Raw genomic sequence first — 10,718 nt, 5'->3', positions numbered from 1 at the left:
TCCTTACTTCTTCTGGACTTTTTTGTCCGCGGGGTGCCCCTTGAACGTGCGCGTAAGCGCAAATTCGCCGAGCTTGTGGCCGACCATCTGGTCGGTGATGTACACGGGCACGTGTTGCTTGCCGTTGTGCACAGCGATGGTCAGACCGATGAACTCGGGCAGAACCATCGAGCGGCGCGACCAAGTCTTGATCGGCTTCTTGTCCTTGGTCGTCACGGCCTTGTCGGCCTTGGCCACGAGGTGATGGTCGACGAAAGGACCCTTTTTGAGAGAGCGAGTCATTGGCTATCCCTTACTTCTTGCGACGCGACACGATGAAGACCTGCGTGCGCTTGTTGTTACGGGTGCGATAGCCCTTGGTCAGATTGCCCCATGGGTCGACAGGGTGGCGGCCTTCGCCAGTCTTGCCTTCGCCACCACCGTGCGGGTGGTCGACCGGGTTCATCACCACGCCGCGAACGGTCGGGCGGATACCCATGTGACGCTTCACACCGGCCTTGCCGAGTTGGCGCAGGCTGTGCTCTTCGTTGGCCACTTCGCCGATGGTTGCACGGCATTCGATGTGGATGCGGCGCACCTCCCCCGAACGCATGCGGACCTGGGCGTAGACGCCTTCGCGAGCCAGCAGCGTGGCCGACGTGCCGGCCGAACGCGCGATCTGTGCGCCCTTGCCGGGTTGCAGTTCGATGCAGTGGATCGTCGAGCCGACCGGAATGTTGCGGATCGGCAGGGTGTTGCCGGCGCGGATCGGGGCTTCAGCGCCCGACAGCAGCGTTGCACCAGCTTCCAGACCGCGCGGGGCGATGATGTAGCGGCGCTCGCCGTCGGCGTAGCACACCAGGGCGATGTGGGCGGTGCGGTTCGGGTCGTACTCGATGCGTTCGACCTTGGCCGGGATGCCGTCCTTGTTGCGTACGAAGTCGACAACGCGGTAGTGGTGCTTGGCACCGCCGCCACGATGACGGATCGTGATGTGGCCGTTGTTGTTGCGGCCGGCCTTCTGGAACTGGGGTTCCAGCAGGGGAGCGTGAGGAGCACCCTTGAACAGGTGGTCACGCGAGATCTTCACCGCGCCGCGTTGGCCCGGCGAAGTGGGTTTCATCTTGATGACGGCCATGATTAAGCGCCTTCCCCGACGAGGTTGAGCTCTTGACCGGGCTTCAGGGTCACATAGGCCTTGCGAACGTTGTCGCGGCGGCCGATGGACTTGCCAAAGCGCTTGGTCTTGCCCTTGGTGTTGAGCACCGACACGCCCTGGACTTCGACCTTGAACATCAGTTCGACAGCGGCCTTGATCTCGGGCTTGGTGGCGTCTTGCAGCACCTTGAAAGTGACAGCGTTCGACTTCTCGCCGACCATCGTGGCCTTTTCGGACACGATCGGGGCGACCAGCACCGCCATCAGGCGGCCTTCTTCGAACGTACGTTCAGCGGCGGTAGGGTTCACGCGGCTCATGCGAACATCTCCTTGAGCTTGTCGACGGCACCCTTGGTGACCAGCACCTTCTTGTAGTGAACCAGCGACACCGGATCGGCGTAGCGGGGTTCGACCACGAGAACGTTCACCAGATTGCGCGAGGCAAGGTACAGGTTTTCGTCGACTTCTTCGGCGATCACGAGCACGGACTCGAGATTCATTGCCTTGAAACGGGCTGCCAGCGGCTTCGTCTTGGGCGAATCCACGGTCAGCGAATCCACCACGGCCAGACGGCCTTCGCGAGCGAGCTGCGAGAAAATGGCGGCCATGCCGGCGCGGTACATCTTCTTGTTGATCTTCTGCGAGAAGTTTTCGTCAGGCATGTTCGGGAAGATCCGGCCACCCCCGCGCCACAGCGGCGAGGACGTCATACCGGCACGGGCGCGGCCCGTTCCCTTTTGCTTGAAAGGCTTCTTGGTCGAGTGCTTGACCTGCTCGCGGTCCTTCTGGGCGCGCGTGCCTTGGCGGGCGTTGGCCTGGAACGCAACGACGATCTGGTGGACCAGGTCTTCGTTGTAGTCACGGCCGAACACGGTCTCGGGGGCGTCGTACTTCGACGCGGCCTGGCCTTGTTCGTTCAGGAGTTCGAGTTCCATTACTTCGCTCCTTCAGCCGCTTGCGGCTTGGCCTTGATGGCGGGACGCACGGTGACGAAGCCACCCTTCGAACCCGGAATCGCGCCCTTGATGAGCAGCAGTTGACGTGCTTCGTCGATGCGGAACACGTCGAGGTTTTGCGTCGTGCGCGTGACGTCGCCGAGGTGGCCCGTCATGCGCTTGCCGGGAAACACGCGACCGGGGTCTTGTGCCATGCCGATCGAGCCGGGAACGTTGTGCGAACGGCTGTTACCGTGCGACGCGCGTTGCGAGCTCATGTTGTGGCGCTTGATCGTGCCAGCGTAGCCCTTACCGATGGAGGTGCCTTGCACGTCCACCTTCTGGCCCACGGAAAACACGCTGGCCGCCGCAATCACGCCACCAGCCTTGTGCTGACCTGCGGTTTCTGCGGTAACGCGGAATTCCTGGATGATTTCGCCAGCTTCGACACCCGCCTTGGCGAGGTGGCCGGCTTCGGGCTTGGTCACGCGCGATGCTTTGCGCGAACCGAACGTCACCTGCAGGGCGACGTAGCCATCGGTCTCTTGGGACTTGATCTGGGTCACACGGTTGTTGGACACATCCACCACCGTGACAGGAACTGCGTCCCCGTCATCGGTGAAGAGACGCATCATCCCCACCTTGCGGCCCAGCAACCCGAGGGAGTTGCTCAGACTCATTTGTTTTCTCCAAAAATGGAAGACTTCCTTCGCCGCTGCCACTTCAATTGGCGACAGCGTTTGGCCGATTCCCCAAGGTTCCCGGCCCGCGAAAGAAGGTTGATAAATCTCTGCCCGAACTACACCCGCATGGACGCACCAAGGGCAGAGCCAGCGATTATAGCCCGCGGCACGGGCCCATTGCAAGGGCGATTGTTGCGCCTGTTTGGTGCCCTATTTGGGCTCTTTGGGCTCTTTGGCGGGCAAGGAGATGATCTTTTCGCCCTCGTCGGACGATTTCACCTCGCCGGCACCCTTCATGGCCGGCACCGCCGATCCGGTCTGCACAGGGATCGCGACGATGCTCATGGCGCCGTTCTGCGTGACAAAGACGTTCAGGTAGGCAAGGCCCTCGCGGTCGCTCGTCACCGTGGCGGTGGCGGTCGTACGCTGGCCGGCCGGGAGAGCCAGGCTGCTGCTCGTCGTCAGGGTCAGGCCGGCATCCGTCGTCAGGCGCGCGGTGGCCCCGGCCGGATCGCTCACGCCGTCGAACTGCAGAACGACAGAAACCGGCCGGCCGATCTGGGCCCTGCCGTCGACCCTGTACTGGATCACGACACCGGAATCATTGGGCTTGCGCGCCGCGACCGTCATGGCCGCATGGCGCGAAGAAGCAGCGTGCTTGGCCGCTCGGGGCGTGGGCACGCCGTCCGCGAAAACCGGCGCCGACATGGCAGCGAGCGTCAGCCATGCCGCAGCGGCAATCATCGAGCTGGAACGGGGGTTCATGGTGGCCTTCCTCACTGCTATTGAATGGTTACGTTGAAACACGTGCTAGCAGCGGAGTTATTGAGATCGTTGACAACCAGGACATAGTCGCCGGCCGAAAGGTTGACCGAACTGGTATTGCGGCTCACCACACCACCTTTGTAGATCGCGAAATTGGCGCTGGCACCCACCGGCGGGGAGACCACGAACTGGTAACTGCGGCTGGCCGGAGCCGTAAACCTCAAGTACGCAAAGCTGCCCAGCTTGTTGCCATCGCGCTGCGGATCGGCGGCATTCGTCACACAAGCTTGTGTAATCGAGCCGCCGATCGCTGCCGGCTTGTACATCGGCAGCACGATCGGCAAGCCGCCATCATTGCTTTCCGATGAGCCATAGGCATCGCTGCTGCCCGCTATGTTCTGCCCCGCCAGCAGCGCAGCCAGCGCCTGCGCACTGCCCGGCGCCGTCGCATTGAATGCCGCCGAGAACGGATGGATCGACGTGACCGGCGCACCACTGCGGAACTGGAACCCCGTCATCGTGTCGTGGATCGGCTTGAACCCGACCTGCTGGTTGAGATTCCAGAAGATCGATTGGATCGAGGATTCGCGGAACCAGCCCGGGTTGGATGCCGGCCCCCTCGTGAGGTCGAGACTGCCGCCCTGGGCTTGGCCGGGCCCACCCGAATCGACATAGTTGCTCCGCCCCAGCGCGATGCCCGACCAGCCATTGCCCCATCCTTCGGAGAAGGCAAGCCGACGATCGATGAGCTCGCTCGTGGAATGGGCGCCGCCCGTCGAATCATCCCGGCTGAAGGAGGCCTGGTAGTAGTGCCCCCACTCGTGCGCGATCACCGGCGCATCGAATTCGTCGGTGTCCACATCCTCCTTGCCGAGCACATAGATTTCCGCCCCCGAACTCCTGCCGACGAAGAACGTGGTGCCGATCTGTCCCAGCGCGATACTTCCGCTGGCGTTCGTGTTGTTGACGCTCCAGAACACTTTCAGCGACGGAAATGCCGTAGCCGGCGCCACCGACAGCACCTTCTGCATTGCGGTGTAGATCGTGTCCATCACGGCGAACGGCCCGGACACGCGCTGGCTGGTGTAGCTCGATCCACCCCAGCCGCTGCCGGCGCGCAGATCGCGGGTGAGTGCCGCACCTCCCGTGGAGAACGCCGACGACTGCATGGAATAGATCGCGTTCGACCGGGTGTTGTCGCGTACGGTGACGTCCCAGCTCGGCGCCGAGCCGGTGCGGGTCAATTGGGCCCGCACCCGTACGATGACAGCCGTGTTCGCCGGAACGGTCACAGCATAGGCGCCGCTGCCGTCTGTGGAGGTCGTGGCCAGTTGGCTGCCGCTGGTGGCATCGAGCACTTCGACAAAAGCGCCACGCACCGGCTTGACCGAGGTGTCGGCGTACACGAGAGGGCCATTCGGATTGGGTACAAACTCATAGGTAGTCGTACCGCTCAAAGCGACTTGCGTCGTTGCCACAGGAGGCACGGGCACATCACCACCGCCGCCTCCTGTTGCCGCAGGAGGCAGGGACAGCACGGGAAGGCCCCCACCGCCCCCTCCTCCTCCACCGCCGCAAGCGGCCAACAACGCCGCCGTGATGCACGCCATCAAACCCGACGCAAAAGAGATGCCTTGTCTCATAGCTGTGCTGCCCTCGTTTCAGCTGCATTGCGCCCCGCCCCATGGGGGCCGCAGACCGGCGAGGATGCCACATTCGTGAGACAAAAAACAAAGCCCGCCTGCATTTCTGCAGGCGGGCTTCGTCAGTAACCGCGGCGCGAAGCCGAATGGATTACTGCAGCTTGATTTCGACGTCCACGCCGGCCGGCAGGTCGAGCTTCATCAGCGCGTCCACGGTCTTGTCGGTCGGGTCGACGATGTCCATCAGGCGCTGGTGCGTGCGGATTTCCAGCTGGTCGCGCGACGTCTTGTTGACGTGCGGCGAACGCAGGATGTCGAAGCGCTTCATGCGGGTCGGCAGGGGCACGGGGCCCTTGACGATCGCGCCGGTGCGCTTGGCGGTGTCCACGATTTCAGCGGCCGACTGGTCGATCAGCTTGTAGTCGAATGCCTTCAGGCGGATGCGGATTTTTTGCTTGGTAGCCATGGTGATTCCTTTGCGTCCGGCTTAGATGTCGAGGATCTTCGCCACGACGCCCGAACCCACGGTGCGGCCGCCTTCGCGGATGGCGAAGCGCAGGCCTTCTTCCATCGCGATCGGGTTGATCAGCTTCACGGTGATGCTGACGTTGTCGCCGGGCATGACCATTTCCTTGTCCTTGGGCAGCTCGATCGCGCCGGTCACGTCCGTCGTGCGGAAGTAGAACTGCGGACGGTAGTTGTTGAAGAACGGCGTGTGACGGCCGCCTTCGTCCTTCGACAGGACATACACCTCGGCGGTGAAGTGCACGTGCGGCTTGATCGAGCCGGGCTTGCACAGCACTTGGCCGCGCTCGACTTCTTCGCGCTTCGTGCCGCGCAGCAGCACGCCGACGTTGTCGCCAGCCTGGCCCTGGTCCAGCAGCTTGCGGAACATTTCCACGCCGGTGCAGGTGGTCTTGACGGTCGGGCGGATGCCGACGATTTCGATTTCCTCGCCGACCTTGATCACGCCGCGCTCGACAGCGCCGGTCACGACGGTGCCGCGACCCGAGATCGAGAACACGTCTTCCACGGGCATCAGGAAGGTGCCGTCCACGGCGCGCTCGGGCGTCGGGATGTAGGTGTCGAGGGCTTCGGCCAGCTTCATGATGGCACCTTCGCCCAGCTCGCCCTTGTCGCCTTCGAGGGCGAGCTTGGCCGAGCCGTGGATGATGGGGGTGTCATCGCCGGGGAATTCGTACTTGTCGAGGAGTTCGCGGACTTCCATTTCGACCAGCTCGAGCAGTTCCTTGTCGTCGACCATGTCGCACTTGTTCAGGAACACGATGATGTAGCCCACGCCCACCTGGCGCGCCAGCAGGATGTGCTCACGGGTCTGGGGCATCGGGCCGTCAGCGGCCGAGCACACCAGGATGGCGCCGTCCATCTGGGCGGCGCCGGTGATCATGTTCTTCACGTAGTCGGCGTGGCCGGGGCAGTCGACGTGTGCGTAGTGGCGGTTGGCCGTTTCGTACTCGACGTGCGCGGTGTTGATCGTGATGCCGCGGGCCTTTTCTTCGGGCGCAGCATCGATCTGGTCGTAGGCCTTGGCTTCGCCGCCGAACTTGGCCGACAGCACCGTGGCGATCGCCGCCGTCAGCGTGGTCTTGCCGTGGTCGACGTGACCGATCGTGCCCACGTTCACGTGCGGCTTGGTGCGGGTGAATTTACCTTTTGCCATTTTTCAATCCTTGAAAGAGCATGTCCCGTGTGTTGGTTTTATGTCTGCATCCGATTGCTGGTTCGCCTCGCACGGGAACGTGGCGGCACCGGATCGCAGACAACGAGGGCCACGCACTGCGCGGCCCTGCATTCTTGAAAACTTACTTTGCGCGAGCAGCCACGATGGCTTCGGCAACGTTGCGCGGAGCTTCAGCGTAGTGCTTGAACTCCATCGTGTACGTGGCACGGCCTTGCGACATCGAGCGCAGCGTGGTCGAGTAGCCGAACATTTCCGACAGCGGCACTTCGGCCTTGATGGACTTGCCGCCACCGATCATGTCGTCCATGCCCTGCACCATGCCGCGGCGTGAGGACAGGTCGCCCATCACGTTGCCGGCGTAGTCTTCGGGCGTTTCGACTTCCACGGCCATCATCGGCTCCAGGATCACGGGGCTGGCCTTGCGGGCGCCTTCCTTGAAACCGAAGATCGCGGCCATCTTGAACGCCATTTCGTTCGAGTCCACGTCGTGGTACGAACCGAAGTGCAGCGTGACCTTGACGTCGACGACGGGGTAGCCCGCCAGCACGCCTTGCGTCAGCGCTTCGACAACGCCCTTTTCCACTGCGGGGATGTATTCGCGAGGAACCACACCGCCCTTGATGGCGTCGACGAACTCGAAACCCTTGCCCGCTTCCTGCGGCTCGAGCTTCAGGATCACGTGACCGTACTGGCCCTTGCCGCCCGACTGGCGAACGAACTTGCCTTCGGCTTCTTCGACGGTCTTGCGGATCGTTTCGCGGTAGGCCACTTGCGGCTTGCCGACGTTCGCTTCCACGCCGAATTCGCGCTTCATGCGGTCCACGATGATTTCGAGGTGGAGCTCGCCCATGCCGGCGATGATGGTCTGGCCCGATTCTTCGTCGGTCTTGACGCGGAACGACGGGTCTTCCTGAGCCAGGCGCTGCAGGGCGATGCCCATCTTTTCCTGGTCGGCCTTGGTCTTGGGTTCGACGGCCTGCGAGATCACCGATTCCGGGAACACCATGCGCTCGAGCGTCACGACGGCTGCGGGATCGCACAGGGTTTCGCCCGTGGTCACTTCCTTCAGGCCCACGCAGGCGGCAATGTCGCCGGCGCGGATTTCATTGACTTCTTCGCGGTTGTTCGCGTGCATCTGCACGATACGGCCGATACGCTCCTTCTTGCCGCGCACCGGGTTGTAGACGCTGTCGCCCTTGGTCAGCACGCCGGAGTAGACGCGCACGAAGGTCAGCTGGCCCACGAACGGGTCGGTCATCAGCTTGAATGCCAGGGCCGAGAACTTCTCGTTGTCGTCGGCCTTGCGGGTGACGGGCGCTTCGTCTTCGTCGGTGCCGTTGACGGGCGGAATGTCGGTCGGTGCCGGCATGTATTCGACGACGGCGTCGAGCATCGCCTGCACGCCCTTGTTCTTGAAGGCCGAGCCGCACAGCATCGGCTGGATTTCGCCGGCGATGGTGCGCTGGCGGATGGCCTTCTTGATTTCTTCCTCGGTCAGCTCGTTGCCTTCGAGGTACTTGTTCATCAGCTCTTCGCTGGCTTCGGCAGCCGCTTCGACGAGCTTTTCGCGGTATTCGTTGCAGACATCGGTCAGGTTCGCGGGGATGTCACCGTAGGTGAAGGTCACGCCCTTGTCTTCGTCCCAGATGATGGCCTTCATCTTCACGAGGTCGACGATGCCCTGGAAGTGCTCTTCGGCACCGATCGGGATCTGGATCACGACGGGGTTGGCCTTCAGGCGATCGACCATCATCTGGCGCACGCGCAGGAAGTCGGCGCCGGTGCGGTCCATCTTGTTGACGAACGCGAGGCGGGGCACCTTGTACTTGTTGGCCTGGCGCCAGACGGTTTCCGACTGGGGCTGCACGCCGCCGACGGCGTCGTACACCATGACGGCGCCGTCCAGCACGCGCATCGAGCGCTCGACTTCAATGGTGAAGTCCACGTGGCCGGGGGTGTCGATGATGTTGATGCGGTGTTCTTCGAACTTGCCAGCCATGCCCTTCCAGAAGCAGGTGGTGGCAGCCGACGTGATCGTGATGCCACGCTCTTGCTCTTGCTCCATCCAGTCCATCGTGGCGGCACCGTCGTGCACTTCACCGATCTTGTGGTTCACACCGGTGTAGAACAGGATACGTTCGGTCGTCGTGGTCTTGCCAGCGTCAATGTGCGCGGAGATACCGATGTTGCGGTAGCGCTCGATGGGGGTCTTGCGGGACATGATTTACTTTCGGGTTAAATGCGTTGAGCGCTGGTTCTCGAGTACGGACGACATCGCCCGACACTCAAGATCCAACGCCCAAGCTGTGTCTGATTTTTAGAAGCGGAAGTGGCTGAATGCGCGGTTGGCTTCTGCCATGCGGTGCACTTCGTCGCGCTTCTTCATGGCGCCGCCACGGCCTTCCGTGGCTTCCATCAGTTCGTTGGCCAGACGCAGGGCCATCGACTTCTCACCGCGCTTGCGGGCAGCTTCCTTGATCCAGCGCATCGACAGGGCGAGGCGACGGACGGGACGGACTTCGACCGGTACCTGGTAGTTCGCACCGCCAACGCGGCGCGACTTCACTTCGACCATCGGCTTCACGTTGTTGATGGCAACGGTGAAAGCCTCGAGAGGGTCCTTGTCCGGGTTCTTCTTTTCGATGAAGTCGAGGGCACCGTAGATGATGCGCTCGGCAACAGCCTTCTTGCCGCCTTCCATGATCACGTTCATGAATTTGGACAGCTCGACATTGCCGTACTTGGGATCCGGCAGGATTTCACGTTTGGGGACTTCGCGACGACGTGGCATTTTTCTAACCTCTTTGCTTCAGTTGGCATCGTTTCCGATACCGCGAGAGCCAGTCAGGACTCTCACTTACTCGACCCGGGATTGGGTCACTTCGTTCGACAAGCCCGCCAAGGCCATCGAACACCGCTTGTTTTTTTACAACAGGAAGGCTTAAGCCTTCTTGGGACGCTTCGCGCCGTACTTGGAACGCGACTGCTTGCGGTCTTTCACGCCTTGCAGGTCGAGCGAACCGCGCACGATGTGGTAACGCACACCGGGCAAGTCCTTGACACGGCCGCCGCGAACCAGCACGACGCTGTGTTCCTGCAGGTTGTGGCCTTCGCCGCCGATGTAGGAGATGACTTCGAAGCCATTGGTCAGACGGACCTTGGCAACTTTACGAAGCGCCGAGTTGGGCTTCTTTGGCGTCGTGGTGTAGACGCGGGTGCAGACACCGCGACGTTGCGGCGAGTTCTGCATGGCAGGGCTCTTCGAATTGATCTTTTCGACCGTTCGACCCTGACGCACCAGTTGATTGATGGTTGGCATGAATGAATTAGTCCCAAAACGCCCCGGCCTTGGCTGTGAAACCGTCCTTGTCCTTGTCGTGACGCAAGGCAGGGAAGCCGGGAATAACGAAAACGTGAAACCCTTCGGAAATTTCCGAAAAGCCCACGAGTATAGCAAACGAGCATGAAACAGCAAGGTCAGCCGTGGCGGCTGGCCGCCGACGGCCTTGCAATCCCACTGATTTACTTGATCCAGAGCCGCACGGCATCCCAGGCTCGGCCGAATATCCCTGCCTGCTCGACGGGCTCCAGGGCGACCAGCGGCACATCCGCGACCGGCTGGTCGTCCAGGGTGACCTTGAGCGAACCGACGGGCTGGTACTTGGCGAACGGAGCCACCAGCGGATCGGGGCGCGACACCTGGGTCTTGATCTTGGCGGGGGGGGGGGGGGGGGCCCCGCCCCCCCGGGGCGCCGGGCCGCCCCCCGGGGGGGGGTGTGGGTTTGGGGGGGGGGGGGGGGGGGGGGGGGGCGGGGGGGGGGGGGGGGGGGGGGGGGGCGCCGGGGGGGGGGGG

Annotated in this window: 12 protein-coding genes and 1 pseudogene; all 13 read right to left on the bottom strand. The window is 62.7% G+C overall.

Annotation, left to right across the window (positions count from 1 at the left end; translation table 11 throughout):
• Positions 1-3 precede the first annotated feature (3 nt).
• Complete coding sequence (gene rpsS / locus ACCD11_RS26720) at positions 4-282, bottom strand: 30S ribosomal protein S19 (RefSeq protein WP_007838132.1); 279 nt, start codon at positions 280-282, stop codon at positions 4-6.
• Positions 283-292: 10 nt separating this feature from the next.
• Complete coding sequence (rplB, locus tag ACCD11_RS26715) at positions 293-1,117, bottom strand: 50S ribosomal protein L2 (RefSeq protein ID WP_007838130.1); 825 nt, start codon at positions 1,115-1,117, stop codon at positions 293-295.
• Positions 1,118-1,119: 2 nt separating this feature from the next.
• Positions 1,120-1,455, bottom strand: a complete 336-nt coding sequence (rplW, locus tag ACCD11_RS26710) for a 50S ribosomal protein L23 (RefSeq protein ID WP_007838129.1) — start codon at positions 1,453-1,455, stop codon at positions 1,120-1,122.
• Entirely contained in the window at positions 1,452-2,072 is a 621-nt protein-coding gene (gene rplD / locus ACCD11_RS26705) for a 50S ribosomal protein L4 (protein ID WP_007838126.1), read from the bottom strand. Before rplD ends, rplW begins: the two co-directional genes overlap by 4 nt.
• Positions 2,072-2,752, bottom strand: a complete 681-nt coding sequence (gene rplC, locus ACCD11_RS26700) for a 50S ribosomal protein L3 (RefSeq protein ID WP_007838124.1) — start codon at positions 2,750-2,752, stop codon at positions 2,072-2,074. The genes rplD and rplC overlap by 1 nt, the downstream gene beginning before the upstream one ends.
• Positions 2,753-2,965: 213 nt before the next feature.
• Positions 2,966-3,520: a hypothetical protein gene (locus tag ACCD11_RS26695; RefSeq protein WP_413316123.1), complete on the bottom strand. Its 555-nt coding sequence runs from the start codon at positions 3,518-3,520 to the stop codon at positions 2,966-2,968.
• Positions 3,521-3,537: 17 nt separating this feature from the next.
• Positions 3,538-4,926: a hypothetical protein gene (locus ACCD11_RS26690; protein ID WP_413316122.1), complete on the bottom strand. Its 1,389-nt coding sequence runs from the start codon at positions 4,924-4,926 to the stop codon at positions 3,538-3,540.
• A 388-nt stretch (positions 4,927-5,314) separates the two neighbouring features.
• Positions 5,315-5,629, bottom strand: a complete 315-nt coding sequence (rpsJ, locus tag ACCD11_RS26685) for a 30S ribosomal protein S10 (protein ID WP_007838118.1) — start codon at positions 5,627-5,629, stop codon at positions 5,315-5,317.
• 21 nt (positions 5,630-5,650) lie between these two features.
• Entirely contained in the window at positions 5,651-6,844 is a 1,194-nt protein-coding gene (tuf, locus tag ACCD11_RS26680) for an elongation factor Tu (protein WP_108143266.1), read from the bottom strand.
• A gap of 142 nt (positions 6,845-6,986) precedes the next feature.
• The gene (gene fusA, locus ACCD11_RS26675) at positions 6,987-9,086 is read right to left on the bottom strand and encodes an elongation factor G (protein WP_007829590.1); all 2,100 of its coding nucleotides are present in this window, start codon (positions 9,084-9,086) and stop codon (positions 6,987-6,989) included.
• Positions 9,087-9,182: 96 nt separating this feature from the next.
• Positions 9,183-9,656 (bottom strand): 30S ribosomal protein S7, encoded by a 474-nt coding sequence (gene rpsG, locus ACCD11_RS26670; protein WP_007829591.1) that lies wholly within the window; start codon positions 9,654-9,656, stop codon positions 9,183-9,185.
• A 150-nt stretch (positions 9,657-9,806) separates the two neighbouring features.
• Positions 9,807-10,184, bottom strand: a complete 378-nt coding sequence (gene rpsL, locus ACCD11_RS26665) for a 30S ribosomal protein S12 (protein ID WP_013543948.1) — start codon at positions 10,182-10,184, stop codon at positions 9,807-9,809.
• 203 nt (positions 10,185-10,387) lie between these two features.
• A pseudogene (locus ACCD11_RS26660) lies at positions 10,388-10,582 on the bottom strand (D-alanyl-D-alanine carboxypeptidase); the annotation flags it as partial.
• Between the last annotated feature and the right edge of the window lie 136 nt (positions 10,583-10,718).

The organism is Variovorax sp. Varisp36 (assembly GCF_047304235.1).
Taxonomy (GTDB): Bacteria; Pseudomonadota; Gammaproteobacteria; order Burkholderiales; family Burkholderiaceae_C; genus Variovorax.
The sequence above is the reverse complement of the archived record's forward strand: the minus strand, read 5'-3'. Positions and strand labels throughout refer to the sequence as shown.

Bases quoted from the DNA above. Each gene is read 5' to 3' on its own strand.
- rpsS (WP_007838132.1), bottom strand. From the start codon at position 282: ATGACTCGCTCTCTCAAAAAGGGTCCTTTCGTCGACCATCACCTCGTG.
- rplB (WP_007838130.1), bottom strand. From the start codon at position 1,117: ATGGCCGTCATCAAGATGAAACCCACTTCGCCGGGCCAACGCGGCGCG.
- rplW (WP_007838129.1), bottom strand. From the start codon at position 1,455: ATGAGCCGCGTGAACCCTACCGCCGCTGAACGTACGTTCGAAGAAGGC.
- rplD (WP_007838126.1), bottom strand. From the start codon at position 2,072: ATGGAACTCGAACTCCTGAACGAACAAGGCCAGGCCGCGTCGAAGTAC.
- rplC (WP_007838124.1), bottom strand. From the start codon at position 2,752: ATGAGTCTGAGCAACTCCCTCGGGTTGCTGGGCCGCAAGGTGGGGATG.
- ACCD11_RS26695 (WP_413316123.1), bottom strand. From the start codon at position 3,520: ATGAACCCCCGTTCCAGCTCGATGATTGCCGCTGCGGCATGGCTGACG.
- rpsJ (WP_007838118.1), bottom strand. From the start codon at position 5,629: ATGGCTACCAAGCAAAAAATCCGCATCCGCCTGAAGGCATTCGACTAC.
- tuf (WP_108143266.1), bottom strand. From the start codon at position 6,844: ATGGCAAAAGGTAAATTCACCCGCACCAAGCCGCACGTGAACGTGGGC.
- fusA (WP_007829590.1), bottom strand. From the start codon at position 9,086: ATGTCCCGCAAGACCCCCATCGAGCGCTACCGCAACATCGGTATCTCC.
- rpsG (WP_007829591.1), bottom strand. From the start codon at position 9,656: ATGCCACGTCGTCGCGAAGTCCCCAAACGTGAAATCCTGCCGGATCCC.
- rpsL (WP_013543948.1), bottom strand. From the start codon at position 10,184: ATGCCAACCATCAATCAACTGGTGCGTCAGGGTCGAACGGTCGAAAAG.